The 24,742-nt window shown below is 71.5% G+C and carries 25 protein-coding genes; 15 read left to right on the top strand and 10 right to left on the bottom strand.

Annotated elements, in window-relative coordinates; all coding sequences use genetic code 11:
• Window positions 1–76 precede the first annotated feature (76 nt).
• The 3 genes from HSO01S_RS05690 to HSO01S_RS05680 form a co-directional block, all read right to left on the bottom strand.
• On the bottom strand, window positions 77–1,057 hold the full coding sequence (locus HSO01S_RS05690; protein WP_066039582.1) for an acyl-CoA thioesterase: 981 nt from the start codon (window positions 1,055–1,057) through the stop codon (window positions 77–79).
• Window positions 1,058–1,146: 89 nt separating this feature from the next.
• Window positions 1,147–1,554 carry a type II toxin-antitoxin system VapC family toxin gene (locus HSO01S_RS05685; RefSeq protein ID WP_066039581.1) on the bottom strand — a complete coding sequence of 136 codons (408 nt, stop codon included), beginning with the start codon at window positions 1,552–1,554 and terminating at the stop codon, window positions 1,147–1,149.
• Complete coding sequence (locus HSO01S_RS05680) at window positions 1,551–1,808, bottom strand: type II toxin-antitoxin system Phd/YefM family antitoxin (RefSeq protein ID WP_066039580.1); 258 nt, start codon at window positions 1,806–1,808, stop codon at window positions 1,551–1,553. The genes HSO01S_RS05685 and HSO01S_RS05680 overlap by 4 nt, the downstream gene beginning before the upstream one ends.
• A 99-nt stretch (window positions 1,809–1,907) precedes the next feature.
• Between HSO01S_RS05680 and lipB the strand changes: the two genes are divergently transcribed.
• The 3 genes from lipB to HSO01S_RS05665 are packed head-to-tail and all read left to right on the top strand — an operon-like array spanning window position 1,908 to window position 4,167.
• A complete protein-coding gene (gene lipB, locus HSO01S_RS05675) occupies window positions 1,908–2,639 on the top strand; it encodes a lipoyl(octanoyl) transferase LipB (RefSeq protein ID WP_084361338.1) in 732 nt (243 codons plus the stop codon).
• Entirely contained in the window at window positions 2,636–3,652 is a 1,017-nt protein-coding gene (gene lipA, locus HSO01S_RS05670; RefSeq protein ID WP_066039579.1) for a lipoyl synthase, read from the top strand. The genes lipB and lipA overlap by 4 nt, the downstream gene beginning before the upstream one ends.
• 53 nt (window positions 3,653–3,705) lie before the next feature.
• Window positions 3,706–4,167 carry a VOC family protein gene (locus tag HSO01S_RS05665; protein WP_066039578.1) on the top strand — a complete coding sequence of 154 codons (462 nt, stop codon included), beginning with the start codon at window positions 3,706–3,708 and terminating at the stop codon, window positions 4,165–4,167.
• Between the two features lie 19 nt (window positions 4,168–4,186).
• Here HSO01S_RS05665 and HSO01S_RS05660 read toward each other — a convergent pair whose 3' ends face one another.
• On the bottom strand, window positions 4,187–5,881 hold the full coding sequence (locus HSO01S_RS05660) for an alpha-amylase family protein (protein WP_066039577.1): 1,695 nt from the start codon (window positions 5,879–5,881) through the stop codon (window positions 4,187–4,189).
• A 79-nt stretch (window positions 5,882–5,960) separates the two neighbouring features.
• Between HSO01S_RS05660 and HSO01S_RS05655 the strand changes: the two genes are divergently transcribed.
• The 5 genes from HSO01S_RS05655 (at window position 5,961) to HSO01S_RS05635 (ending at window position 10,992) form a co-directional block, all read left to right on the top strand.
• Window positions 5,961–6,833 (top strand): aldo/keto reductase, encoded by an 873-nt coding sequence (locus tag HSO01S_RS05655; protein WP_066039576.1) that lies wholly within the window; start codon window positions 5,961–5,963, stop codon window positions 6,831–6,833.
• Window positions 6,834–6,976: 143 nt separating this feature from the next.
• On the top strand, window positions 6,977–8,263 hold the full coding sequence (locus HSO01S_RS05650; RefSeq protein WP_066039575.1) for a glutathionylspermidine synthase family protein: 1,287 nt from the start codon (window positions 6,977–6,979) through the stop codon (window positions 8,261–8,263).
• Between the two features lie 135 nt (window positions 8,264–8,398).
• Complete coding sequence (locus tag HSO01S_RS05645; RefSeq protein ID WP_066039574.1) at window positions 8,399–8,974, top strand: hypothetical protein; 576 nt, start codon at window positions 8,399–8,401, stop codon at window positions 8,972–8,974.
• 32 nt (window positions 8,975–9,006) lie between these two features.
• Window positions 9,007–9,627: a DNA-3-methyladenine glycosylase I gene (locus tag HSO01S_RS18665; protein WP_066039573.1), complete on the top strand. Its 621-nt coding sequence runs from the start codon at window positions 9,007–9,009 to the stop codon at window positions 9,625–9,627.
• Window positions 9,628–9,636: 9 nt separating this feature from the next.
• Window positions 9,637–10,992 carry an aminotransferase class III-fold pyridoxal phosphate-dependent enzyme gene (locus HSO01S_RS05635; protein ID WP_157078929.1) on the top strand — a complete coding sequence of 452 codons (1,356 nt, stop codon included), beginning with the start codon at window positions 9,637–9,639 and terminating at the stop codon, window positions 10,990–10,992.
• A 92-nt stretch (window positions 10,993–11,084) separates the two neighbouring features.
• Here the strand turns inward: HSO01S_RS05635 and HSO01S_RS05630 are convergent, their stop codons facing one another.
• On the bottom strand, window positions 11,085–13,418 hold the full coding sequence (locus tag HSO01S_RS05630; protein WP_066039572.1) for a transglycosylase domain-containing protein: 2,334 nt from the start codon (window positions 13,416–13,418) through the stop codon (window positions 11,085–11,087).
• Window positions 13,419–13,522: 104 nt separating this feature from the next.
• Here HSO01S_RS05630 and HSO01S_RS05625 point away from each other — a divergent pair, with 104 nt between their 5' ends.
• A complete protein-coding gene (locus HSO01S_RS05625; RefSeq protein WP_066039571.1) occupies window positions 13,523–14,044 on the top strand; it encodes a mycothiol transferase in 522 nt (173 codons plus the stop codon).
• Window positions 14,041–14,490, top strand: coding sequence for a hypothetical protein (locus HSO01S_RS05620; protein WP_066039570.1), 450 nt, complete (start codon window positions 14,041–14,043; stop codon window positions 14,488–14,490). The genes HSO01S_RS05625 and HSO01S_RS05620 overlap by 4 nt, the downstream gene beginning before the upstream one ends.
• Before the next feature lie 113 nt (window positions 14,491–14,603).
• Here HSO01S_RS05620 and HSO01S_RS05615 read toward each other — a convergent pair whose 3' ends face one another.
• The 3 genes from HSO01S_RS05615 to HSO01S_RS05605 all read right to left on the bottom strand — a co-directional run bounded on the left by HSO01S_RS05615 (window position 14,604) and on the right by HSO01S_RS05605 (window position 16,381).
• Entirely contained in the window at window positions 14,604–15,542 is a 939-nt protein-coding gene (locus HSO01S_RS05615; protein WP_066039569.1) for an NADP-dependent oxidoreductase, read from the bottom strand.
• 117 nt (window positions 15,543–15,659) lie between these two features.
• Window positions 15,660–15,980, bottom strand: a complete 321-nt coding sequence (locus tag HSO01S_RS05610) for a winged helix-turn-helix transcriptional regulator (protein WP_066039568.1) — start codon at window positions 15,978–15,980, stop codon at window positions 15,660–15,662.
• The gene (locus tag HSO01S_RS05605; protein ID WP_066039567.1) at window positions 15,977–16,381 is read right to left on the bottom strand and encodes a VOC family protein; all 405 of its coding nucleotides are present in this window, start codon (window positions 16,379–16,381) and stop codon (window positions 15,977–15,979) included. The genes HSO01S_RS05610 and HSO01S_RS05605 overlap by 4 nt, the downstream gene beginning before the upstream one ends.
• A gap of 144 nt (window positions 16,382–16,525) precedes the next feature.
• Between HSO01S_RS05605 and HSO01S_RS05600 the strand changes: the two genes are divergently transcribed.
• The 5 genes from HSO01S_RS05600 (at window position 16,526) to HSO01S_RS05580 (ending at window position 22,454) form a co-directional block, all read left to right on the top strand.
• Window positions 16,526–18,409 (top strand): AfsR/SARP family transcriptional regulator, encoded by a 1,884-nt coding sequence (locus HSO01S_RS05600; protein ID WP_066039566.1) that lies wholly within the window; start codon window positions 16,526–16,528, stop codon window positions 18,407–18,409.
• Between the two features lie 87 nt (window positions 18,410–18,496).
• Window positions 18,497–19,891 (top strand): FAD-binding oxidoreductase, encoded by a 1,395-nt coding sequence (locus tag HSO01S_RS05595; RefSeq protein WP_066039565.1) that lies wholly within the window; start codon window positions 18,497–18,499, stop codon window positions 19,889–19,891.
• Window positions 19,892–19,909: 18 nt separating this feature from the next.
• Window positions 19,910–20,497, top strand: a complete 588-nt coding sequence (locus tag HSO01S_RS05590) for a nuclear transport factor 2 family protein (protein ID WP_066039564.1) — start codon at window positions 19,910–19,912, stop codon at window positions 20,495–20,497.
• Window positions 20,494–21,720 carry an acyl-CoA dehydrogenase family protein gene (locus HSO01S_RS05585; protein ID WP_066039563.1) on the top strand — a complete coding sequence of 409 codons (1,227 nt, stop codon included), beginning with the start codon at window positions 20,494–20,496 and terminating at the stop codon, window positions 21,718–21,720. The genes HSO01S_RS05590 and HSO01S_RS05585 overlap by 4 nt, the downstream gene beginning before the upstream one ends.
• Before the next feature lie 5 nt (window positions 21,721–21,725).
• A complete protein-coding gene (locus HSO01S_RS05580) occupies window positions 21,726–22,454 on the top strand; it encodes an MBL fold metallo-hydrolase (RefSeq protein ID WP_218003774.1) in 729 nt (242 codons plus the stop codon).
• A 102-nt stretch (window positions 22,455–22,556) separates the two neighbouring features.
• Here the strand turns inward: HSO01S_RS05580 and HSO01S_RS05575 are convergent, their stop codons facing one another.
• Together HSO01S_RS05575 and HSO01S_RS05570 are read right to left on the bottom strand one after the other, a co-directional pair.
• Complete coding sequence (locus tag HSO01S_RS05575; RefSeq protein ID WP_084361336.1) at window positions 22,557–23,492, bottom strand: 1,4-dihydroxy-2-naphthoate polyprenyltransferase; 936 nt, start codon at window positions 23,490–23,492, stop codon at window positions 22,557–22,559.
• Window positions 23,482–24,717: a glycosyltransferase gene (locus HSO01S_RS05570; protein ID WP_157078928.1), complete on the bottom strand. Its 1,236-nt coding sequence runs from the start codon at window positions 24,715–24,717 to the stop codon at window positions 23,482–23,484. The genes HSO01S_RS05575 and HSO01S_RS05570 overlap by 11 nt, the downstream gene beginning before the upstream one ends.
• Window positions 24,718–24,742 lie beyond the last annotated feature (25 nt).

Raw genomic sequence — 24,742 nt, 5'->3', positions numbered from 1 at the left:
ATCGATCGGGCGATCGATCGAGCGCGATGCTAGCCAGTGCAGCTATGCGCGAGCTAAGAGTAGCGAGCGGGCCCGCTCAGGCGAGCGCGGCGGCCGGCAGGGCCTCGAGGTCGGCGCGCATCCGGATGAGGTCGCGGGCGTGCGCGTCGAGCCGCCGGTCCTCGTCCGAGACCAGCGGCAGCGCCCGCACGGGCAGGGCCCGCACCGCCTCGCTGCGCCCGTCGACGCTGCGCCCGTCGACGCCCCGATCGACGAAGATGCTCATGCACTGCGTGGTCAGCTCGAGCTCGTCCGGCCGGCGCGGCGACCCCGATCGCACGTGCACCGCGATGTGCATGCTGCGGGTGCCCGTGTGGATGAGCCGCGCATCCACCTCGACGATGTTCCCGATGCGGATGGGGCGGTAGAAGTGGATGCCGCCCGAGTACACCGCCACGGCCGCCTCACCGGACCAGCTGGCGGCGCAGGCGAAGGCGGTCTCGTCGATCCAGCGCAGCACCGTGCCGCCGTGCGCGTTGCCGCCGTAGTTCGCGTCGGCGGGCGCGGCGAGGAAGCGGAAGACGGTGCGCGGGGTGGTGCCCTCGGCCGAGTAGACCTGCTGCTGCATGGCGTCGCGGATGGCGCGTCTGGGGGCGAGGCGTTCCTCGGCGCGCTCGTGCAGCATCCGGTCGGTGTCGCTCGTCGGGGCCCACGGCGGGACCGCCACCGGTGTTCCCTCGGCGTCGACCGCGACGAAGACGAGGATGCAGTGGGTCGCGGGCGTGAACCGGCCGCTGCGCACGTCCGCCGCCTCGACCGTGACCAGCACCTGCATGCTCGTGCGCCCGGTCTGGATGATGCGCGCGTTCGCCTCGATCAACTCGCCGGCCGCGATCGGCCGGGTGAACTGCACGTTGCCGACGTAGGCGGTGACGCAGTAGCTCGCGCTCCAGCCGACGGCGCAGGCGAACCCGGCCTTGTCGATCCATTCGAGCACCCGGCCGGCCGCGACCGTGGTGCCGCCGATGGCGGCGTCTTGCGGGGCGGCGAGGAAGCGGAGCGTGATGCGGTCGGCCATGCAGCCAGGATCGCACCGCTCCGCGCCGTATCGGCGGTCTTTCGGCCGATCCCCCCGTCAAGAACTGCGCTTCTTGACGGTGCGCGAAATCAGACGCGGATGACGGCGGGCCCGCCCAGTTCGGCGAAAACGTCGTAGTCGGCATCCTGCGTCACCACCGGCAGTCGGTTCGCGAGAGCGATCGAGGCGATCCAGAGGTCGTTGACGTTCGCGCGACGACCTGTCTCGTGCAGGCGGAAGCGGAGCCTGGCCCACTCGGCGGCGGCCCGGTCGTCGACCGTGAGGGCCTCGAGCTCGGAGACGGCCTCGAGTGTGGCGAGCCGGCGGGCCCGGGTGTCGGTGTCGCGCGCGGCCAGAACGCCGGCCCTCAGCTCGGCGAGCGTGATGACCGAGATGAACGAGCGCGCGGGCAAGGCGTCCGTCGTCAATGGCCGGCCCGTTTCCGTGGCGATGAAGACGCTGGTGTCGAGCAGGCCCGCGGACTCGGCGGGGCTCACGAGAGGGGTTCGAGGTCGTCGGTCGTGTCGCCCGCGAGCAGGGCGAGGTCGTCGCGGAGGCCAGAATCGGCGGGGGACTGCAGAACCGCGATCAGGTCGACCGGCCCGATCCACTGCCGACGGGCACTCCGCGGCGGGACGAGCTCGGCGACGGGCAGACCGTTGGCGGTGATCGTGATGTCCTCACCGCTCTGCACGCGGCGCACCACATCGGCGGTGTGGTTGCGGAGATCTCGGACGGGGACGGCGGACATGCGGCCACTGTAGCAGGCCGTAGCGCGCAATGCTACGTTAAATTCACCCCGGGCCATTCGGTTTTATGGACGGAGCGCAATTAACGGTAGGGTGCGGAGATGACCGAGATCGTCATCGAAGGACTGGGGCAGCGACTCGTGCCCTACGCCGAGGGCCTCGCACTGCAGGCACGGCTCCACGACCGCGTCGTCGCGGGCGACGCCCCCGACACGCTGGTGCTTCTCGAGCACGAGGCCGTCTACACGGCGGGCCGTCGCACCGAGGATTCCGAGCGGCCGGCCGACGGCACCCCCGTGGTCGACGTCGACCGGGGCGGCAAGATCACCTGGCACGGGCCGGGCCAGCTCGTCGGCTACCCGATCGTGCGGCTGCCGCAGCCGGTCGACGTGGTGGCCTACGTGCGGATGCTCGAACAGCTCCTGCTCGACGTGGTCGCCGCGATCCCGGGCGGCGCCGCTCTCGGCGCGCACCGGGTCGAGGGGCGGTCGGGCGTCTGGGTCGACGTCGACGGGCAGACCTCGAAGATCGGGGCGATCGGGATCCGTGTGGCCTCCGGGGTCACCACCCACGGCTTCGCGCTCAACTGCGACAACGACCTCGCGCCGTACGAGCGCATCGTGGCCTGCGGGATCCGGGATGCGGGGGTCACGACGCTGAGCGCGCTGCTGGGTCGTCGCATCCGGCCGGTGGAGGTGGCCACGCTGGTGCGCGAGCGCTTCGAGTCGCCGCTCGAGACGCAGGCGCGGAGGGCGTGGCAGACGGCGGAGTCGCTCTTCGCGCAACCCGCCGCATCCGGAGCCCAGCCCACCGCATCCGGAGTCGCCCGATGACCGCCGACGCCACCGCCGACGCCACCGCCCCCGCCGGCCGCCGCCTGCTGCGGCTCGAGGTGCGCAACGCCGAGACCCCGATCGAGCGCAAGCCCGAGTGGATCAAGACCAAGGCCCGCTTCGGCCCCGAGTACCAGCAGCTCCAGACCCTGGTGAAGACCCAGGACCTGCACACCGTCTGCCAGGAGGCCGGCTGCCCGAACATCTTCGAGTGCTGGGAGGATCGCGAGGCGACCTTCCTGATCGGCGGCTCGCAGTGCACCCGCCGCTGCGACTTCTGCCAAATCGACACCGGAAAGCCCGCCGACTACGACACGGACGAGCCGCGCCGCGTAGCCGAGTCGGTCGTCTCGATGAACCTCCGCTACGCCACCGTCACGGGGGTCGCCCGCGACGACCTGCCCGACGAGGGCGCGTGGTTGCACGCCGAGACGGTGCGGCGCATCCACGAGCTGAACCCCGGCACGGGCGTCGAGATCCTCGCCACCGATTTCTCGGGCAACCCGTCGCTCTTGGCCGAGGTGTTCGACTCGCGCCCCGAGGTCTTCGCGCACAACGTCGAGACGGTGCCGCGCATCTTCAAGCGCATCCGCCCGGCCTTCCGCTACGAGCGCTCGCTCGACGTGCTGACCCAGGCCCGGGATGCGCGGCTGATCACCAAGTCGAACCTCATCCTCGGGATGGGCGAGACCCGCGACGAGATCAGCCGGGCCCTGCACGACCTGCACGACGCCGGCACCGACATCATCACCGTGACCCAGTACCTCCGGCCGTCGCCGCGGCACCTGCCGGTGGCGTCGTGGGTGCGGCCCGAGGAGTTCGTCGAGATCAAGCAGGAGGCCGAGGAGATCGGCTTCCTCGGCGTGCTCGCCGGCCCGCTCGTGCGCTCGTCGTACCGCGCCGGGCGGCTGTGGGCGCAGTCGATGCAGCGCAAGGGCTGGCCCGTGCCGCACGCGCTCGCCGCGCTCGCCGAGGCCGCCGAGACGCCCGGAGCTTTCGCGCAGGCGGTCTGACGAGCGCGCCCTCAGGGGTTTCGCCCGGGCGATCCGACGGGCAGGCTGGGGCCATGGACAAGAAGGTCGACTTCATCACCCTCGCCACTCCCGACCTCGACGCGGCGCGCGCCTTCTATCGCGACGGCCTCGGCTGGCAGCCGCTCGTCGACGTGCCGGGCGAGATCCTCTTCTTCCAGGTCGGGCACGGTCTGGTGCTCGGCCTCTTCGAGGCGCGCGCCTTCGACGCCGACCTCGACGGCGGGGTCTCGCAGTTGCCCGATCCCGAGCCGACGCGGGTCGCGGGGCTCACCCTCTCGCAGAACGCGGGGTCGCCCGCCGAGGTCGACGCGATCGCCGAGCGGATGCTCGAGGCCGGCGGCATCCTGCGCAAGCGACCCCAGGCGGCCGCGTTCGGCGGGTACCACGGGCACGTCGCCGACCCGAACGGGGTCGTCTGGGAGATCGCGTACAACCCCGGCTGGAGCGTCGAGGCCGACGGCACCGTGCGCCTGGAAGCAGTCGACCCGGTCTGACCGCGGCTCCGCCCCCCTCTCAGTACTGCAGTTCGTCGCCCGGGGCGATCACGCGCAACCACTCGAAGCCGTAGCCCTCGAGGGGCACGGTCGTCCGGCCCGCGTCGTCGAGCGAGAGCGGATCGGCGAACGGCTGCCGGCCCGCCTCCGCGCCGAGCAACCGGTTGACGCGGCATCCGGCAAGCTCGCGATCGAGCGCCAGCGGCACGTCGACCGGGGTGGCCGAGAAGTTGTGCACGAGCAGCACCGTCCGCCCGTCCCACGAGAGGGTGTGGGCGAGCACCGACGAGGGCGTTCCCTCGAGCACCGTGAACTCGCCCCAGCCCAGCTCGGGGGCGTTGCGGTAGTGCTGCACGAGCATCCGGATGAAGGAGTACAGCGAGTCGGGGTCGCGCCGCTGCGTCTCCACGTTCACGTGCTCGGGCCCGTACCCGCCCGAGACGAGGGCGTTGCGGAGGCGCGAGGGCCGCGCGGTCGAGAAGCCGCCGTTCGGCCCGGACGTCCACTGCATCGGCGTGCGCACCGCCATCCGCCCCTCGGCGTCGAGGTTCTCGCCCATGCCGATCTCCTCGCCGTAGAAGAGCACCGGGGTGCCCGGCATCGAGAACAGCAGGCTGTAGACCAGCCGGATGCGCCGCGGATCACCGTCGAGCATCGGCGGCAGGCGGCGCACCAGGCCGCGGCCGTAGACCTGCATCCGCTCCTCCGGTCCGAAGGCTGCGAACACCTCCTCGCGTTCGGCGTCGGAGAGCTTGTCCAGGGTGAGCTCATCGTGGTTGCGCACGAAGTTCGCCCACTGCGAGTCGGGTGAGCCGACGGGCCGGGAGAGCAGGGCTTCGACCAACGGCCCCGCATCCTGTCGTGCCAGCGAGAGGTAGAGGTTCTGCATCGAGATGAAGTCGAACTGCATGGTGAGCTCGTCGCCCTCGGCCCCGCCGAAGAACTGCTCCTGCTCGGCGCGCTCGAGATTCACCTCGCCGAGCAGCACCCCGTCGCCCGATCGCCGGCCGAGGAACGACCGCAGCGACCGCAGGTAGGCGTGCGGGTCGGGCAGCAGCTCCGAGCCGCCCACCACGCCGCTCTCGTCGAGCAGGAACGGCACCGCATCCACCCGGAAGCCCGAGAGCCCCAGCTGCAACCAGAACCCCATGATCTTCGCGATCTCGTCGCGCACCAGCGGGTTGGTGATGTTGAGGTCGGGTTGGTGCTTGTAGAACACGTGCTGGTAGTACTGCCCGGTCTTCTCGTCGAGCTCCCAGTTGCTCGACTCCTGGTCGGGGAACACCGGCTCGCCGTCGTCGAGCGGCTCGTCGCGCCACACGTAGTAGTCGCGGTAGGGGCTGTCGCGGCTCGAACGCGCCGCCCTGAACCACGGATGCCGGTCGGACGTGTGGTTGATCACGAGGTCGGCGATCACCCGGATGCCCCGGTCGCGCGCGATGCGGATCACCTCCACCAGGTCGCCGAAGTGCCCGAGCCGCGGGTCGACCCCGTAGAAGTCGAGGATGTCGTAGCCGTCGTCCCGATCGGGAGTCGGATAGAACGGCATCAGCCAGAGGCAGGTCACGCCGAGTTCGGCGAGGTAGTCGATGCGGTTCGCGAGTCCGACGAAGTCGCCCACGCCGTCGCCGTTCCAGTCGAGGTAGGTCTCCACGTCGAGGCAGTACACGACGGCGTTCTTCCACCACAGGTCGCTCGTGTCGGTGATCTTCATTCCCTCAGTCTGCCCACGATGCGCGCAGAGCGAACAGGTATCCGGAACACGGATGCGCCGACCGGAGTTGACTGGCGGTATGACTGATTCAGCGAACGCACTGCCGGCAGCGGCATCCGGAACCTTCCGCCTCGGAGGCGACCTCACCGTCAATCGCCTCGGCTTCGGCACGATGCAGCTCACGGGCAAGGGCGTCTGGGGCTGGCCCGACGATCGTGAGGCTCCCGTGGCCGTGCTGCGCCGGGCCGTCGAGCTCGGTGTGAACCTCATCGACACCGCGGATGCGTATGGCCCGTTCGTGACCGACGCGTTCATCCGCGAGGCGCTGCACCCCTACGCCGACGACCTCGTGATCGCGACGAAGGTGGGCTTCACCCGCCAGGGCCCGAACGAGTGGATCCCGGTCGGCCGCCCCGAGTACCTGCGCCAGCAGACCGAGCTCAACCTGCGCAACCTCGGGGTCGACCGCATCGACCTCCTGCAGCTGCACCGCATCGACCCGAAGGTGCCGCTGGAGGACCAGCTCGGCGAGCTCAAGGCGCTGCAGGACGAGGGCAAGGTGCGACACATCGGCCTCTCCGAGGTGTCGGTCGACGAGGTGAAGGCGGCGCGCGAGATCGCCGAGATCGTGTCGGTGCAGAACCTGTTCAACCTGACGAACCGCAAGTCGTCGGCCCTGCTCGAGTACGCCGAGGCCGAGGGCATCGGGTTCATCCCGTGGTTCCCGCTCGCCACCGGCAAGCTCTCGGGCGAGGGTTCGCCGCTCGCCGAGCTCGCTGCGCGGCACGGGAGCACCCCGAGCCAGCTCGCGCTGGCCTGGCTGCTGCGCAAGTCGCCCGTGCTGCTGCCGATCCCCGGCACCTCCTCGGTCGCGCACCTCGAGGAGAACGTCGCCGGTGCATCGATCGAGCTCACCGACGAGGAGTTCGCCGAGCTCGACGCCCTGAGCTGACGCCGACGCCCTCGCTTCCCCCGACTGTCCGCGATCCGTCACTCGTTGTCGCTAAAACGCGCCGATAGCGACAACAACTGACGGATCGCGGACAGTCGGGCGGGGCGGGCGGGGCCGGCGGGGCCCGGCTAGGCTCACACGTCATGCGACGGACCTCCGTGACCCCCCGCCCGAACTGGCGCGAGCGCGCCGACGCGGTGGGGTTCAGCTTCTACGACCTCGAGTCCGAGGGCGGCCGCCCCTACTGGAGCGAAGCGGCCGCCTACGTCTTCACCCCGCCCGAGATCGCGCTGCTCGAGACCGCCACCGCCGAGCTCTTCGCCCGCTGCATGGATGCGGTCGAGCACATCGTGCGCGCCGGCCGCTTCGCCGAGTTCGGCATCCCGGACCGGTTCCACGAACTGGTCCGTGCATCCTGGGACGACGACGACCCCACCGTCTACGGCCGCTTCGACCTCGCCTACGACGACGGCGCCGGCCCGCCCGACCTCTCCGGCCGCCCCGCCCGTTTCGGCACCGCCCGCACCCCCACGGTCAAGCTGCTCGAGTTCAACGCCGACACCCCCACCTCACTCGTCGAGACCGCCGCCGCCCAATGGCAGTGGCTCGAGGATCAGAAGGCCACCGGCGCGATCCCGCCCACCGCCGACCAGTTCAACGCGGTGCACGAGCTGCTGATCGAGCAGTGGGACCACATCCGCACCGCCCGCTGGGGCCTCGCCCCGGGCGCCCGCCTGCACCTCGCCTCGCTGCATGACACCGGCGAGCCCGGCGCCGAGCTCATCGTCGAGGACTTCGACACCGTCGCCTACATGGCCGAGACCGCCTCGGCCGCCGGCTTCGACCCGAAGCTCGTCTTCATGGAGGAGCTGCGCTACAGCGTCGACCGCCAGGCCTTCCTCGACGCCGACGACGAGGAGATCCGCCACATCTTCAAGCTCTACCCCTGGGAGTGGATGATCACCGAGCAGTTCGGCGGCTTCCTGCCCGGCACCCGCGGCCGCACCGCCTGGGTCGAGCCCGCGTGGAAGCTGCTGCTCAGCAACAAGCAGCTGCTCGTCGTGCTCTGGGAGCTCTTCCCCGGGCATCCGAACCTGCTGCCCGCCTTCGAGGCCCCGGATGCGCTCCGCGGCGGCCGGGCGGGGTACGTCTCGAAGCCCCGGCTCGGCCGCGAGGGCGCCAACGTCACGGTGTTCGACGGGTCGGATGCGCCGGTCGCCGCGAACGAGGGCGGGTACGGCGACGAGGGTTTCGTCTACCAGGAGCGCGCCCGCTTCACGCCGATCTCGACCGAGGCGGGCGAGCCCAAGACCCCGGTGATCGGCAGCTGGATCGTGGGGGAGACCCCGGCGGGCATCGACCTGCGCGAGACCGGCGGCCCGATCACGGGTGACCTGGCCGAGTTCGTGCCGCACTTCATCGAGCGCTGAGTCGGCACTATCGAGGGCTGAGTCGAGCACTGAGTCGAGCACTGAGTCGAGCACTGAATCGGGGCTGAGGAGTCGCTGCACGCCGATCGACACCCGTGCACGAACCGGCGCCGGGTGGGGGATGATGGAATCCTGATGGCTGCGCGATCCTCTTCCCTCGACCTCTCCGGAATCGCCGCGTCCCAGCGCGCACTCCGCAAACCGGCCGTCGCCCGGGGCGTCGCCGTGGTGTCGATCGCCGGCGCGGTGCTCGCCCTCTCGGGCTGTGCCCCGACCGACGAGGGCATCGTGCTCGAGGGCGCCGACGGCCAGAAGTACGTCATCCCCGACAACGCCGAGCGCCCGATGTACGACTCGAAAGAGGCCTGCATCGCCGACGTCACCGCGCAGATCCAGCAGCTCGAGGCCCAGGGCGAGCAGATCGCCGACAACCCGGAGGATCTCTGCGAATCCTCCAACGCCTACCCGCAGGCGCACTACGCGCATCCGTGGCTCGGGCCGATCATCTTCGCCGGGTCGCGGTGGGGTTCGCCCAATGTCGCGGGCTGGTCGAACGTCGCCTCGGGCGGGTTCGCGGCACCCGGCGCCAAGCTGCAGCCCGACGTCGTCAGCCCCGCGCCGACCGGGGCCAAGACCGGTGACCGGGCTCCGCTGAAGAGCGGTTTCGGCTCGTCGGGCAAGTCCGGCTTCGGGTCGACCGCCGGCGGCTGACGGATGTCGGCGGTCGCTGCCATGATCGCACCATGAGCGAAACGGATGCGGGCGACAGCCCCGACGACGGCACCTGCGGCTGGGCCGTCCACACCCCGGCGATGCGCGCCTATCACGACGCCGAGTGGGGCGTGCCGAGCCGCGACGACCACCACCTGTTCGAGATGCTCGTGCTCGAGGGGGCCCAGGCCGGGCTCTCCTGGTCGACGATCCTGAACCGGCGGGCCGGTTACGAGCGCGCCTTCGAGGGCTTCGACGTCGAGGCGGTCGCGCAGCTGTCCGACGAGCGGCTCGAGGAGCTGATGGGGGATGCCGGGATCATCCGCAACCGCCTCAAGATCGTCGGAACGAGGAAGAACGCGATCGCGTTCCAGCGGGTCCAGGCCGAGTTCGGCTCGTTCGCCGACTACCTCTGGGGCTGGGTGGGCGGGGAACGGATCGTGAATCATCCGCAGGGCCTCGGCGACCTCGTGGCGACCACCGAGCTCTCCGACCGGCTCAGCAAAGACCTCAAGAAGCGCGGTTTCACCTTCGTCGGCTCGACCATCGTCTACGCCTACCTCGAGGCGGTCGGCCTGGTCGACGACCACGTCGACTCCTGCCCCCGCAAGGCGGCGATCGCCGAAACAGCCGCGAAACACCCTCCGGCGTAGGCTCGGAGCATGGCCATCTCACCCGAATCCTTCTCCGTTCCTCAGGAGCGCAAGCTCGTCACCGAGCTGCCCGGCCCGAAGTCCCGCGAGATGCACGAGCGCCGCAAGAAGGCCGTCTCGCGCGGCGCCGGCACGCTGGCCGACATCTACATGGACCACGGGTCAGGCGCGATCCTCGTCGACGTCGACGGCAACCAGATCATCGACCTGGGGTGCGGCATCGGCGTCACGACCGTCGGCCACGCGCATCCCGATGTGGTCGCGGCCGCCACCGCCCAGGCGTCGAAGCTCACGCACACGCTGTTCACCGTCACGCCGTACGAGACCTACCTGAAGGTCGCCGAGAAGCTCGCCGAGATCACCCCGGGCGACTTCGAGAAGCGGTCGATCCTGGTCAACTCCGGGGCCGAGGCGGTCGAGAACGCGGTCAAGATCGCCCGCAAGTACACCGGCCGCCGCGTGATCGCGGCGCTCGATCACGCCTTCCACGGCCGCACCAACTTGACGATGGCGATGACCTACCGCCCCTGGCCCGAGCGCGCCGGCATGGGCCCGATGCCGGGCGACATCTTCAGCGTGCCGATCAGCTACCCCTTCCGCGACCCCGAGGGCATGACGGGCGAAGAGGCGGCCGAGCGCACGATCGACTACATCGTCACCCACATCGGCGCCACCGAGCTGGCCGCGCTGTTCGTCGAGCCGATCCAGGGCGACGGCGGCATCGTCATCCCGGCGCCCGGCTACTTCAAGCGTCTCAGCGAGTTCTGCGCCGAGAACGGGATCGTGTTCGTGGCCGACGAGATCCAGGCCGGCATCGCCCGGAGCGGCGCCTGGTACTCGATCGAGCACCACGGCGTCGTGCCCGACCTGATCACCAGCGCCAAGGGCATCGCGGGCGGCTTCCCCCTCGCGGCGGTCACCGGCCGCGCCGAGATCATGGATGCGGTGCAGCCCGGCGGCATCGGCGGCACCTTCGGCGGCAACCCGGTCTCGACCGCGGCGGCGCTGGCGGTGTTCGAGGTGATCGAGCGCGACGGCCTGATCGCCGAGGCCCAGCGCGTCGAGCGCGCCTTCTTCGACCGCATCGGCGACTGGCCCGAGCGCTTCCCGATCGTCGGCGAGGTGCGCGGCAAAGGCGCCATGATCGGTGTCGAGCTCGTGCTCCCCGGCACGAAGAAGCCGAACCCCGAGGCCCTCACCCAGGTGATCCGCCACGCGGCGGCGAACGGCGTGATCGTGCTGGATGCGGGCAGCTGGGACAGCGTGCTCCGCTTCCTCCCCAGCGTGGTCATCTCCGAGGCCCTCATCGACGACGCCGCCACCGTCATCGAGCAGAAGCTCGCCGAGCTCTCCGCCCAGCCCTAGCCGCCCGCCCGGCGACGAACGTCGCCGCGACCCACCCGCTCAGCGGGCTCGGTCGCGGCGACGTTCGTCGTTAGTCCGCAGTTCTGGGCGGGCTAGCCGCCGACGGTGCCGGCGGCGCCGGCCGCGGGGGTGGCCGGCGCGGTGGGGGTGACCGCGGGGTCCGGCGCGACGGGCGCGACCGGCGTGGCCGGCGCATCCTGGGTCGGGGCGGGGGTCGGCGTCGGCGCGGTCGTCGGCGTAGGGCTCGGCGAGCTGGATCCCGATCCCGAGTCGGAGTCCGAGTCGAAGCGGTTCGAGGAGCCGTTGACGAGCGCGCGCTCCGGGTCCGGGAAGTCCCCGCCACCGAGCACGTCGTCGTTCGCCGTCATGACCGACCGCCAGATGCGGTGCCGCACGGTCGAACCGGTGTAGTCGTTCGGGTAGACGTCGTTCATCGAGACGTTGCCGGTGACGTTGCCGACCCAGACCGCCGTGGCGGCCTTGGTCGAGGCGCCGACCATCCAGGTGTCCTTCTCGTTGTCGGTGGTACCGGTCTTGCCGATGTGGGTGATGCCGTCATCCGGGTCGGAGGCCGTGGCCGTGCCGCTCTCGATCGGGCCGAGCATGGCGTAGGCGAGGGTCGCCGCGATGCCCGGGTCGAGGGCCTGCTTGCAGTCGGCGGGCGGCGGCGTCACGTCGTCGCCCTCGGGGTCGAGGATCTTGTCGATCGCGACCGGCTGGCAGTAGAGGCCGTTCGCGGCGATGCCGGCGTAGGCGGCCGCCATCGTCAGCGGCGCGATCTCGTTGATGCCGAGCACCGACGAGGGCAGGGTGTTGAGGTCGGCGCCGTCGGCCCGGTGCACGCCGAGCGACTGGGCGGTGTCCTTGATCTGGCACAGGTCCATCTCCTGCGTCATCGCGACGAAGGCGTTGTTGACCGAGTTGGTGAGGGCGCTCTGCACCGACATCGTGCCCGGCCGAGAGCTGCCGTCGTTCGCCGGATCCCAGGGTCCGCCCATCTCCTCGCAGCTGTTGGTGAACGTGCCGGTGTCCCAGACCCGCTCGTTGCCGCTCACGCGGTCAGAGAGGGAGTGCCCGTCTTTCAGCCACTGCGCCAGAGCGAAGACCTTGTAGGTCGACCCGACCTGGAAGCCCGAGGAGCCGCCGTAGTCGATGTCGGTGTTGTAGTTGATCGCGGTCGCGCCGGGATCGGTCGAGTCGGGGTCGTCGTTGAAGTTCGTGTTCTGCGCCATGGCGAGGATGCGGCCGGTGCCCGGCTCCACGGTGACGATGGTCGAGCCGAGGTCGGCCTCGTCCGAGTTCGACGGGATGTACTTCTTCATCGTCTCGTCGGCGTTGGCCTGCAGCTCGGTGTTGAGGGTGGTGTAGATCTTGTACCCGCCCTGCTTGAAGTGCTGCCAGCGCGCGTCCGAGGTGTCGCCGAAGGTCGGGTCGTTCTTGACGATGTAGGTCACGTAGTCGCAGAAGTACGCGGCACCGTTCTGGGCGGCCTGGCAACCCGTGGTGGGCTGGGTGATCTGCGGGGTCACGGGGGTCGCGACGGCCTCGTCGTGCTGCGCCTGGGTGATCGACTTCTGCTTCAGCATTGAGGCGAGCACGTCCTCGTTGCGGCGGGCCTCGTTGTCGGCGACGTTGTCGGGCTCGTCGATCCGCAGCCCGTTGGGCTCGTTGACGGTCGCCGCCAGGCTCGCGGCCTGGGCGAGCGTCAGGTCTTTCGCGCTGACGCTGTAGTAGTACTGCGCCGCCGCCTCGATGCCGTAGACCGAGCCGCCGAAGTTCGCGATGTTGAGGTAGCCGAGCAGGATGTCGTCTTTGGTGTACTGCTTCTCGAGCGCGATCGCGAGCCGCATCTCGGTGAGCTTGCGATCGACCGACTCGGTGGTCGCGGCCGCGTAGGCGGCGTCGCGCTCCTCCTTGGTGTCCATCATCTCGGCCTGCTGCACGAGGATGTTGCGCACGTACTGCATCGTGATCGTCGACGCGCCGCTCTCCACGCCGCCCGAGGCCACGTTGCCCACGGCGGCTCGGAGGGTGGAGGCGATGTCGACGCCGGAGTGCTCGTAGAAGCGCGGGTCTTCGGTGGAGACCACCGCATCCTTCACGAACTGCGAGATGTCGTCCCAGCCCACCTCCTGGCGGTTCTGGTCGAAGACCGTCGCGAGGAGCGTGTTCGACCCGTCGCTGTTCGTCGCGTAGATCTCGGACTTCTGCGCCAGCGTGGTGGGGCGGATGTAGTCCGGCAGGGTGTTCAGCACATCGACCGAGCGCGAGGCATAGACGCCGGTGACGGCGACGGCGGGCACGGCCATGACGGTGATCAGCAGGCCGGCGGCCACGCTGAGCGCGAGCATCATGCCGACGGGGCGTTTGGTGCCGTCGACGATGCGCTGGAACGCGCTGACGAGACGGTGGGGGCTTTCGGGCATATGCGCCAGGGTAGGGGCAAGATTCGGGAAGACGCTGATAGATGGTCGGGATTTCGCCGGTCGACAGCTGTGCTCCAGCCGGGGGCCGTGCCTAGTCTGGAGGTATGACGACGAGCATCGAGGTTCTCGACGACGCCTTCGGGCGCATCCGGTCCACCGTCCAGAGCACCCTGAAGGGGCTGACGCCCGAGCAGCTGACGGCCAGGGTGGCGCCGCAGGCGAACACCATCGCCTGGCTGGTCTGGCACCTCGCCCGGGTGCAGGACGACCACGTGGCGGATGCCGCCGGCACCGCGCAGGTCTGGCACGAGGCCGGGTGGGAGGCCCGGTTCGGGCTGTCGTTCGCTCCGGATGCGACGGGCTACGGCCAGACGTCGGCCGAGGTCGGGCAGGTGGCCGGCCCCGGCGTCACCGCCGAGTCGCTCGCCGGCTACCTCGACGCCGTGACCGAGGCCACCTCGGCCTACCTCGCGACGCTCACCGACGCCGATCTCGACCGGGTGGTCGACGAGAACTGGGATCCGCCCGTCACCCTCGCGGTGCGGCTGGTCAGCGTCATCTCGGACGACCTGCAGCACGCCGGCCAGGCCGGCTTCGTGCGCGGCATCGTGACCGCAGGGTCGTGAGCCCCGCCGCGCGGTCCCCGATCGCGGCGATCGTGATCGCCACCGTCCTCGGCCTTGCGCTCTACACGGCCCTGTCGACGGCGTCGTCGGGCCTCTGCCCCGGCTCCGGCAGTGGTGCCGGCGGCTGCGTCTCGGTCGTCTTCACCCCGTCGCCGGTCGCGCAGGGACTCATCATCCTCGTCGGCGTCGTCTTCGTGCTGCTCGTGAGACGCGTCGTCGGTGACCGAGCGGATGCCGGCGAACCCGAGACGGCGGGGTCGGCCGACCGGGGTGCGGCGCGCCGGCTGACGACGCGCGCCGTGATCGTGCTGGTGGCGGTGCCGATCGTACTGGTGCTCGTGCAGCACGCGGGCTGGTTCTTCGTCGACGTGTCCGGCTGGCGGCCGGGCGAGACCATCCAGGTGCCGTTCTTCTCGCACGGGACGGTGAGCTACCGCACCCCCTGACCCCGGGCGGTATTGACCCGGGGCGGGATGCAGGGCCGGCCGGTGCGCTCGGCGGGCGCCGCATCCCGTGACCGTGACCCGGGCCGGAGGCCGGGGCCGGCTCGCGGCCGCGCTCAGCGCGCGTCGGGGGTGGCGACGACCTTGCCGTGCACCTCGCCCGCGGCAGCCCGGGAGTGGATGGCCGGGAGCTCGCTCAGCGACACCCGCTGCGCCACGTCGACGGTGAGCTCGCCGCGGTCGACCCGGGCGACCAGCTCGCTCAGCTCGTCGGCCTTCGCCTCGACGAAGACGCCCGCGGTGCGGACGCCCCGCTCCTCATCGCCGGGGGTGGTCATCCACGCCGTCGTGGCCACGACGATGCCGCCGTCGCCCACCAGCGGAACCAGGGCGGCGAACTCCTCGGGGCTGATCGGCGCGAGGTTGAGCAGCACGTCGACGGGTTCGGTGACGGCGTCGAGCACGGCGGTGCTGGTGTGGTCGATGACCTCGTCGGCACCGGCGGCGCTGACGCCCTCGCGGCTCCGCGGGCTCGCGGTGGCGATGACGTACGCGCCGGCCCCCTTGGCGAGCTGCACGGCGTACCCCCCGACCGCTCCGCCGGCGCCGGTGATCAGCACGCGCTGGCCGGACTCGAGGCTGCCGAGGTCGAAGAGCGCCTGCCAGGCGGTCAGCGCCACCGACGGCAGCGCGGCGGCATCGGCGAGGTCGATGCTCGTCGGGGCCTTCACGAGCACCTCCGCCGGGGCGACGACGAACTCGGCGGCCGAGCCGTCGGCCACCATCGGGAGGAAGCCGACGACGGCGTCTCCCACCACGAACGCGGTCACGCCCTCGCCGAGCGACTCGACCGTGCCGGACACGTCATAACCGGGGACGTGGGGGAGGGTGACCGGGAACGGGAGGGTCCCGCCACGGATGCCGGCGTCGGCCGGGTTGAACGCCGATCCGGCGACACGGATCAGCACCTCGCCGGCCCCGGCGACGGGCTGCTCGGCGTCTTCGTAGCGAAGAACCTCGGGGCCGCCGAACTCGTGGAAACGCACTGCCTTCATGATCGTCTTCTTTCTCTGTCTGCTTTTCGCGTAGTGCTTCGAGGTTGAAGCATCTACGGAGAAGCTAACACTGCTTCGATGTGGAAGCAAGTGTTTCGACATCGAATCATCGAGGTGTCATGATCTCCCGTCGGCTCCCCAGCGACTGAGAGCGGCGATGGCCTCGCGCAGGGCGAGACCGCGATCGGTCAGGGCGTAGGCGCGGGTGTTGTGCCGGAGCGGTAGGCGGCGGAGGACGCCCGCCGCCTCCAGTTCGCGGAGGCGGGTGGCGAGCTGGTTCGTGCCCATCCCGAGGTCGCGCTGCAGGTCGCCGTAGCGCTGCGGTCCGCCGAGGAGGCGCTCGACGACGAGGAGGGCCCAGCGGGGGCCGACGACCTCGAGGGCGGCGGCGAGGTCGCTGCTCCCGGCCCCGGCGCCCGCGCTCGTGTCGTCGCTCACGCGACCGGGTCGGCGTCCGGCTTCATCCAGAACGGTGAGTAGTGGTAGCCGTCCGGGTCGTCGAACTGGCGCTGGTACATGAAGGGGTAGTCGTCGGTGTCGCCGACCCTCCCGCCCGCGGCGCCGGCGCGCTCGACGAGCTCGTCGACGGCCTCGCGGCTCGGCAGGTCGAACGAGACCGTCACCTTCGAGGGGGTGTCCGGCCCGCCGATCAGCTCTTCCGTTCCGCCGACGCTCGCGTACATCTCCCGGCTGCTGAGCATCGGGTACTGGTCGGGCGCGATCGCGAAGCATGACACGTTGTGATCGGACATCTCGGCATTGAGTGTCCAGCCGAGGGCGGTGTAGAAGGCCGTCGTGCGTTCGACGCTCGCGACGGGGCAGCTGATGAAAAGGCTCATGCCGTCATGCTTCCAAAATGAAAGTGCGGCGTCAAGGGAGGATCCGGGATCCGAATTCCTCACGGACCTCCCGGGCTGCTCTCAGCTTCTTCCAGGTTCGGGTCTCACACTGAGAACTTCACACACATGAACGAATCGACGCGAATGACCACCATCGTCCCCGGGCCGATCGCTGAATCGGACGAAGAATCACACGGAGTCATCTCGTTCGAGGTGCTCGGCCCGGTTCGTGCCGTCGCGCGAGGGCAGGAGATCGACCTCGGATCCCCCCAGCAACGCGCCGTGCTCGCGGTGCTCCTCCTGGCCGACGGCCTGCCCGTGGCGGTCGACGAGGTCGTCGCGCGGGTCTGGGGCGAGGAGGCGCCGCGCAGTGCGCGCGGCATCCTCCGCACCTACGTCTACCGGCTCCGGCGCGCGCTCGCCACGGTGTGCCCGAGCGGCGAGTTCATCGAGTTCGTCGCCGGGTCGTACCGCGTGAGGAGCGGGTCCTACGAGCTCGACGCCGACGGGTTCACCCGGCTGCTGCGGGAGGCCGAACGGCTGGAGCGAACCGATCCCCGCTCGGCCCGCGACTGCCTGCGGGCGGCGCTCGCCCTCTGGAAGGGCGCCGCGCTGCAGGGGCTCGATGGCGACTGGTTCACGGCCCAGGCGCACTGGCTCGAGAGCCGGCGGGTCGATGCCCTGATCGCTCTGTTCCCACTCGAGCTGTCCGAGGGGGAACCCGGCGACCTCCTCAACCACGTCGCCGAGCTCTGGCGTCGGCAGCCGACGCAGGAGAAGCTGGCCGAGCTGTACATGACCGGCCTGTGGTTCAAGGATCAGCGGTCCGAGGCCCTCGGCGTCTACGAGGGACTGCGGCGGGCTCTCCGGGACGAGCTCGGCATCGACCCGAGTCCGGCCCTGCAGTCCCTGCACGTGCGGATCCTCCGCGCCGAGCCCACGCCGGCCGGCGCCGCGGCGCACGCGGCGCTCCCGACTCCCGGCGATCGAGGTCCGGTGCCCGCGGTGGCACCGGCCGCGCCCGCTCCAGCCGACCTGGCGTCCCTGGTGCAGGCGCCGGCGGCGCTCTACAGCGACGCCGCCCCCTTCGTCGGCCGCTCGACCGAACTCGAGGCGATGATCGAAGCGCTCACCGCCGACACGCCCCGGAGCATCGGCATCGCAGGTCTCGGCGGCATGGGCAAGTCCCGGCTGGCGATCCGCGTCTCGCACGCGGTCCGGTCGCACTTCCCCGACGGTCAGGTCTCGGTGCGGGTCGGCGACCAGCCGGCGTCGGCCGTCGTGCTGAAGCTACTCGGCTCGTTGGGGTTCACGGCGGCACAGCTGCCCGAGACCACGGCCCTCCAGGTGGGCGTGTGGCGCACCCTCACCGCAGAACGACGGATGCTCGTGGTGCTCGACGACGTCAGAGCGAACGACGACCTGCGGATGCTGCTGCCCTCCGGTCCGCAGTCCGCGGTCATCGTCACCTCCGAACGGCGGATCCCCCGGCTCCCCTGGATCTCGTGGACGCGGCTCGGACCGCTGTCGACCGCGGAGTCCGTCGAGCTGATGGGCGAGCTGGCGGGTGCGGGCCGGGTCGGCGCCGAGCCCGAGACATCCGCTCGCGTGGCCGAGGAGTGCTCGAACATCCCGCTCGCCGTCGAAGTCGCCGCCGCGCGGCTGAACGACCGGCCGAACTGGTCGATCGCCCGGATCGAGCAGGAGCTGCTCGCGGATCTCGCGAGCCCCGTGGTGATGCAGGCGGACTGCGCGATCGTCGACGCTCCGCTGGCTCGCGCGGTGTCCTTCCTCGGTGGTCCGGCGCTCGCCGCGTGCCATCGGCTGGCCCTCGAGGCCCCAGATCGATTCGATCCGGCGTGGGCGGCGTGCGCACTGGGCACGGATGAGCGAACGGCCACGGCCCTGCTCGAAGAGCTCGTCGACGCGAACCTCCTGCTGTCGCTCGGCGACCGTTGCTACGCCCATCTCGGGCTCGTGCGGGCGTACCTCCACCGCCAGGCGTCGATGCACCTCGTGCGCGCGTAGACGGATCATCGACGGAGAATGCACAGCGCTCCGTTGAACTGAGTCCTGTCCGTTCCGATCGAGGGAACGGCTCGAGACAGGATCAGGATGTCCATCACGCACGACCCCACGACCGCGCTCACGGATCGGCAGTTCGGCGAACTCGCCGCGTCGATCGGAGGTGCGGTGCTCCGCCCGGGTGACGCCGGTTACGGCCAGGCCCGCACCGGCTACAACCTCGCCGCCATCCGCGACCCCGACGTCGTGGTGCGCGCCGCCGACTCGGACGACGTGGCCGCAGCCGTCGCCTTCGCCGCCCGGGAGGACCTGCCGGTCGCGGTGATCTCGACCGGCCACCACGCGACCCGGCCGATCCACGGCGGGATGCTCATCGTCACCGAGGCGCTCCGCCAGATCGTGATCGACCCGGTGGGCCGCCGTGCCCAGCTCGGAGCGGGAGTGGCCTGGGGCGACGTCCTCGAGGCGTCGCTGCCCTTCGGTCTCGCGCCGCTGCACGGCTCATCGCCGCTCGTGGGCGTGGTCGGGTTCAGCCTCGGGGGCGGGATCAGCCCCACCATGGGGCGCGCGCACGGCTGGGCCGCCGACCACGTCACCGCCCTCCGGGTCGTGGTGGGCGACGGCACCGAGCGCGAGGTCTCCGCGACCGACGATCCCGATCTCTTCTGGGCGATCCGCGGGGGCCGCAGCAACGTGGGCGTCGTCACCGCGATCGAGGTCGAGCTCTTCCCCGTCGCCGACTTCGTGGGCGGCGGCATCTTCTTCGACGGCCAGCACGCTCGTGCGGTGCTCGAGGCCTATCGTGCGCTCACCGACGGTGCTCCGGATGCGCTGACCACGTCGATCGCGCTGCTCCGGATGCCACCGCTCCCGGGGGTGCCCCAGATCCTGGCCGGGGAGTTCCGCATCCACCTCCGTGTCGCGTACCAGGGACCCGCCGCGGAGGCGGACGCCCTGCTCGCGCCGATCCGGGCCGCCGCCCCGGTGCTGTTCGACACGGTGGCGAAGATGCCGTACGCGGACTTCGCGAGCATCCACTCGGATCCGGTCGACCCGGCGCCGTTCACCGAGAGAACGGCGATGCTCGAGACCCTCGACACCGAGGTCATCGACGCCCTGCTCGCCGAGGTCGGGCCGAAGGCCGACCCGGGCGTCGAGATCGTCGAGCTCCGCCAGCTCGGCGGAGCACTGGCCCGGATCCCTGAGAATCCGGGACCGGTCGACAACCGGGACGCCGCCTTCGTGCTCTGGGCCGTCGTCGTGGGGCCTCCGCCCGTCCGCACCGACGGCATCCGCGACGCCGACGCGCTCATCGCGGCGGTCTCCGGCTGGAGCACCGGCCGGCAGTACCTCAACTTCGCCCCCGACGGCGAGGACTCCTCGCCGACGGCGCTGTACCCGGCCGACGCCCTCGCCCGACTCCGCGCGATCAAGGGGCGCGTCGATCCGCAGAACCTCTTCCGCCTCCAGCAGCCCCTCGTCTGACTCAGAAAGACCATCATCATGGATCACACCACCACCCCCTGGCCCGCCGTCTCCGCCACGTCCGCCGTGGATGCGGCGAACGCCACCTCCTCCGTGGATGCGGCCGGCGCCGCTCCGCTCGACTCCTCGACCGAGTCGGCCGCCCTCGACGACTTCGCCCGGCAGGTGCCGCTGGCCTGGGCCCGCGCGCTCGACACGGCCGACCCCGGCATCCTGTCCGACCTGCTCTCGGACGACGTCGTGGTCGACATGACCGCCGCGACCTCGAAGATCGGCCTCGAGTTCCCCGTCCTCTCCGGACGCGACGTCGTGCTGCCGACCATGATGGGCGCCGTCGGACCCTTGGACACCATGCACCTCGTGGGCAACGTGGCCGTGCTGCCGGACGGCGAGGGCCGTCGGGTCGAGGCCTACGCGCTGGCCCAGCACTTCCTGCCCGGGGAGGGGCCGCTCCCGGGCGCCACCCGTCGCGCACTGATGGGGAACCGCTGGACCTTCCTCGTCCAGCCTGAGAAGGAGGGCCCGCGGGTCGTCCGGTTCGAGATGGACTGCATCTGGTTCGAGGGCGACCCCCTCGTGCTGCTCGCGGCGGTGAGCGGAGAGTGACGGCGACACCTGCCGAGTCGTCGGCCCCCGTCCTCGACGACCCGCGCGTGGACGGTGAGTCATCCCTCATCGGCGGGCTCCGCCGGAGCGGTGCTCTGCGCGCGTTCGTGCCCCCGGCCTACGGAGGCCGGGACGAGACCGTCGCCGAGGTGGCCGAGCGGATCTCCGCTCTCTCGGCCCGCGACGCCGACACCGGCTGGCTGGCCGCGATCGCCGCCGTCACCAACCTCGCGGTCTCCGAGTTCCCGCCCGCGGCGCTCGGCGAGATCTGGGGAACCGACCCCGATGTGCTCATCGCGGGCACCCTCGCTCCGGCGGGCACCCTCGTGCGCACCGGCGGCGAGCGTGTCGTTGATGGTGGAGGGGTCGCGGGTGGTGGAGGTGTCGTGGATGGCGGAGGTGTCGTGGATGCGGTGTCGACCCCGGCGAGCGGCCTCCCCTTCGCGCGCTGGGTGATGGCCACGGTGTCGGAGACCGTGCTCCCGGCCGCCGGGTCGCCCGGCGCGAGCTCCACGCGCCTGGTGCGCGTGCTCGTGCCCCGCGACCAGGTGGAGGTCGAGCTGACCTGGAGTGCCACGGGACTCCGGGGGGCCGGCGGGGACACCGCCGTCCTCCGCCGGCTGGCCGTTCCGGAGCATCGCGCCCGGGTGCTGCCTCCGCCGGGCGACGAGGCGCCGCTGACGTTCTTCGCCAGCCTGTTCTTCTCGGCCGCCGTCGTCGGCATGGCGCGCGGGGCGGCGGACGTGGTGCGCGCGGCCGTCGACAGCGCCGTCGGGAGTGCGGTGCTCGGCCCGACGACCGGGACCGGCCCAGCGACCGGGGCCGGCCCAGCGGCCGGGGCCGGCCCGACGACCGGGACCGCCGCCGCGTCCCGTTGGGCTCGCCCCGACGTCCGCGTCACCACCTCGGCCGCGCTGCGCCGGGTCGACCACGTCGAGGCCCTGCTCGCCGGCGCCCTGACCGGGCTCACCACGCGCGACTCGATCGACCGCGCGGGTGCCCGGGAGCGCGCCCGGCGGGCCGATCTCGCCGTGAGCGCCGCGACGGAGGCCGAGGCGGCCGTGCCGGGGCTCCTGGAGAGCATCGGGACGGCATCGCTCGACCCCGCGCATCCACTCGCCCGCGCCCACCGCGATGTCACGACCGGGGCGCGGCACACGGCCCTCTCGGTGGCGAAGGCCGCTCTCGCCTCCGAGTCGGCGCTTTTCGAGGGCATCCGTTGATCGAGGTGGCGCAAGACGTCTTCCTCGGCCGGGGGACGGCCGTGAACTGGGTTGTGCTCCGCGAGGGGAGCGACCTCACGCTCATCGACGCCGGGTACCCGCGGGACGCGGACCGGGTCGTCGCATCGATCGAGGGCATCGGCAACCGGCTGGAGGACGTCGTCGCCGTGCTCGTGACGCATGCGCACATCGACCACATCGGCGGACTCGCCGCGCTGCTCCGCCGGCACCCCGCACCGGTGTTCGCGCATCGCTTCGAGTTGCCGAACCTCACGGGAGTCTCGCACGAGCAGGCGACACCGGCTGCGGTAGTGCGGCACTCCTGGCGAGCGCCGGGGAGGCGCTGGCTGGCGGAGATCATCCGGGCCGGGGGAGCCGGGAAGGTCTCCGTCGACTCGGCCCTGGCGTTCGGGTCGGGCGGCGAGCTCGACCTGCCCGGCCGCCCGACCGCGCTGCTGAGCGGAGGCCACACGAGCGGTCACAGCGCGTTCCTCCTCCGGCGCGAGGGGGTGCTGGTCACGGGCGATGCGCTCGTGACCGGGCATCCGCTCTCGCGCGTGCGCGGACCTCAGCTGCTGCCGGCGTTCTTCTCCCACGACCCGGATGCTGCCGAACGGTCGCTGGATGTCCTCGCGAGCGCCCCGGCCGGCATCCTGGTGCCGGGGCACGGCGACCAGTGGGCCGGCGACCCGGCCGTGGCGGTCGAGCAGGCCCGAGCGGCACTGCGCCGCTGAGCGGCCGGGCCGCCGCCCCGCCGGCTCGCTGAACTGCCGAGCCGCCGGGCCGCCGGGCCGCACTGCCGCCGGGCCGCACTGCCGCCGGGCAGCCGTCCCTGCTCACGGGGTCAGGACGAGTCCCACCGCGAGAGCGCACGCGAAGACCAGCGCCGAGAGCGATGTCAGCTTCAGCGCCGTGATCAGTTCGAGCGAAGTGCTCCTCCGGGTGCCCAGCACGATCGCCCGCACGGTGAGCGGCAGCGAGAGCACGACGAGCAGCACGGCGGGATGCGCCACGGCCACGACCCCCGCCCCCACGTACGGCACCACCAGGAACACGGCGTACGCGACGCGCGCACGCGGCGCCCCGAGCCGCACCGCCAAGGTCCGCTTGCCCGCCTGCGTGTCCGGGGCGATGTCGCGGATGTTGTTCACCATCAGCACCCCGCACGCGAAGCTCCCGGCGGCGACGGCCCCGATCAGCCCGGGCACCGAGACGTCGCCGGCCTGGATGAACTCCGTCCCGAGCGTCGCGACCACGCCGAAGAACACGAAGACGGCCACCTCGCCGAGCCCGGCGTAGCCGTACGGCCGCCGCCCGCCGGTGTAGGTCCAGGCCGCCGCGATCGCCGCCACGCCGACCAGGAGCATCCACCACTGCTGGGTGAGGACGACGATCACGGCACCGGCGACGGCGCCCAAGGCGAAGAAGGCGAGCGCGACCGCGAGCACGGAGCGCGGCCGGATGATCCCGGATCCCGTGAGCCGGGCCGGCCCCAGGCGGAACTTGTCGGTGCCGCGCACCCCGTCGCTGTAGTCGTTGCTGTAGTTCACCCCCACCTGGAGGAGCAGGGCCGTGAGCAGGGCCAGCACGGCGAGCAGCGCGTCGCCGTCGCCGCGGGCGGAGGCCGCCGCCGTGCCGATCACGACGGGCACCGCGGCGAGCGTGAGGGTGCGGGGCCGGGCGCCGCTGATCCAGTCGGCGGCGGAGACGGGCCGACGATCGCCCCGGCCGGGGGATCCGTCGTGCTCGAGGGAGGGGTCGTCAGTGGTCATCAGTGGTTCCTTGTCCGATCTCGTCGACGAGCTGGTCCGCCACGGCCCGAGCCGTGGGGAGAGTGCGGATGCGGTCCGCGACCTGCCGTGCGCGATCGCGGAAGGCGGGATCCGAGACGATCAGGTCCCCCGCCGCGCCGACGTCGGCGGGCGCGTGCACGACGACCGCGACCCCGGCCGCCTCCGCCCGGGCGGCGTTGATCCCGTGGTCGGCGCCGAGCGGCATGATCACCATGGGCAGCCCCGCCGCGAGGGCCGAGAGCACCGTGCCCGCGCCGCCGGCCGTGACCACCAGGTCGACCCCGGGCAGCAATTCGTCGAGCGGGACGAAGGGCACGTAGGAGCGCGTCGACTCCTGCCGGGGGAGTTCGGCGTTCCCGTCGGCCCCGGTCGTGACGATCACGTCCCACCGCGCCGGGTCGAAGGATCCGACGACCGACTCGCGCACGGCCGGATCGGTGAAGACCGTGCCGAAGGTCACGAGCACGGTCTGCCGCGCGTGCTCACGCGACGCCTCCGGCTCGCCCGCGACGACGGCGGGCGACAGGTCCCGTCGACCTTCTCGGTCTCCCCGGTCTCTGCGGTCTCCGCGGTCTCCGCGGTCTCTTCGGTCCGTGCGGTCTCCGCGGTCGTCGCGGTGATGGATCTCCGGACGGAGCGGGAGGCGGCGGGGCTGGGGGTCGTCCGTCGGTGCCTGCAGGAAGGCCGGGAAGATGTCGATCACGGCCTGCGTGCCCGCGAGGGGGACCCCGAGCTTCTCGGCGCGGCGCACGGCCACGGCCTGCAGCTCCTCGGTGAGACGCCGCGGGCGGGTCGGGCCGAAGGTGTGACGGTAGAACGGGATCCCGAGGGAGCCGGCGACGAGCGGGCCGATGAAGTCCATCGACTCCCCGATGACCACCGACGGCGCCCACCCGGTCGCCGCGGCCAGCGCGCTCGAGAATCCCGCGTCGACCTGACGGCCGGCGAAGAACTCGGCGATGATCGGCGGCACCGGATCCGTGGCCGGGCTCGAGCCGGTCTCCGTCGCCATCCGCGCCATCGTGACCGCCGCGAGCGGGCCCGCGGGCAGCACGACGAGTCGATCGGATGCCTCGCGGTGCAGGAACCCGGCCAGGTCGCTGCTGGTGAGCACGGCGACCTCGTGCCCTGCGGCCACGAACGCCCTCATGAGCGGGAACATCGGCACGAGGTGCCCGATGAAGCCGTTTCCACTGAATGCCACGCGCATCCCGTACCTCCTCCGTCAG

It is taken from the genome of Herbiconiux solani NBRC 106740 (genome assembly GCF_001571005.1).
Taxonomy (GTDB): Bacteria; Actinomycetota; Actinomycetes; order Actinomycetales; family Microbacteriaceae; genus Herbiconiux; species Herbiconiux solani.
This window is presented reverse-complemented; position numbering and strand designations above follow the sequence as displayed.

Bases quoted from the DNA above. Each gene is read 5' to 3' on its own strand.
- HSO01S_RS05595 (WP_066039565.1), top strand. From the start codon at position 18,497: ATGTCCATCACGCACGACCCCACGACCGCGCTCACGGATCGGCAGTTC.
- HSO01S_RS05590 (WP_066039564.1), top strand. From the start codon at position 19,910: ATGGATCACACCACCACCCCCTGGCCCGCCGTCTCCGCCACGTCCGCC.
- HSO01S_RS18665 (WP_066039573.1), top strand. From the start codon at position 9,007: ATGAGCGAAACGGATGCGGGCGACAGCCCCGACGACGGCACCTGCGGC.
- HSO01S_RS05690 (WP_066039582.1), bottom strand. From the start codon at position 1,057: ATGGCCGACCGCATCACGCTCCGCTTCCTCGCCGCCCCGCAAGACGCC.
- HSO01S_RS05635 (WP_157078929.1), top strand. From the start codon at position 9,637: ATGGCCATCTCACCCGAATCCTTCTCCGTTCCTCAGGAGCGCAAGCTC.
- HSO01S_RS05650 (WP_066039575.1), top strand. From the start codon at position 6,977: ATGCGACGGACCTCCGTGACCCCCCGCCCGAACTGGCGCGAGCGCGCC.
- HSO01S_RS05680 (WP_066039580.1), bottom strand. From the start codon at position 1,808: ATGTCCGCCGTCCCCGTCCGAGATCTCCGCAACCACACCGCCGATGTG.
- HSO01S_RS05665 (WP_066039578.1), top strand. From the start codon at position 3,706: ATGGACAAGAAGGTCGACTTCATCACCCTCGCCACTCCCGACCTCGAC.
- HSO01S_RS05660 (WP_066039577.1), bottom strand. From the start codon at position 5,881: ATGAAGATCACCGACACGAGCGACCTGTGGTGGAAGAACGCCGTCGTG.
- HSO01S_RS05615 (WP_066039569.1), bottom strand. From the start codon at position 15,542: ATGAAGGCAGTGCGTTTCCACGAGTTCGGCGGCCCCGAGGTTCTTCGC.
- HSO01S_RS05630 (WP_066039572.1), bottom strand. From the start codon at position 13,418: ATGCCCGAAAGCCCCCACCGTCTCGTCAGCGCGTTCCAGCGCATCGTC.
- HSO01S_RS05655 (WP_066039576.1), top strand. From the start codon at position 5,961: ATGACTGATTCAGCGAACGCACTGCCGGCAGCGGCATCCGGAACCTTC.
- HSO01S_RS05600 (WP_066039566.1), top strand. From the start codon at position 16,526: ATGACCACCATCGTCCCCGGGCCGATCGCTGAATCGGACGAAGAATCA.
- HSO01S_RS05575 (WP_084361336.1), bottom strand. From the start codon at position 23,492: ATGACCACTGACGACCCCTCCCTCGAGCACGACGGATCCCCCGGCCGG.
- HSO01S_RS05625 (WP_066039571.1), top strand. From the start codon at position 13,523: ATGACGACGAGCATCGAGGTTCTCGACGACGCCTTCGGGCGCATCCGG.
- HSO01S_RS05605 (WP_066039567.1), bottom strand. From the start codon at position 16,381: ATGAGCCTTTTCATCAGCTGCCCCGTCGCGAGCGTCGAACGCACGACG.
- lipB (WP_084361338.1), top strand. From the start codon at position 1,908: ATGACCGAGATCGTCATCGAAGGACTGGGGCAGCGACTCGTGCCCTAC.
- lipA (WP_066039579.1), top strand. From the start codon at position 2,636: ATGACCGCCGACGCCACCGCCGACGCCACCGCCCCCGCCGGCCGCCGC.
- HSO01S_RS05645 (WP_066039574.1), top strand. From the start codon at position 8,399: ATGGCTGCGCGATCCTCTTCCCTCGACCTCTCCGGAATCGCCGCGTCC.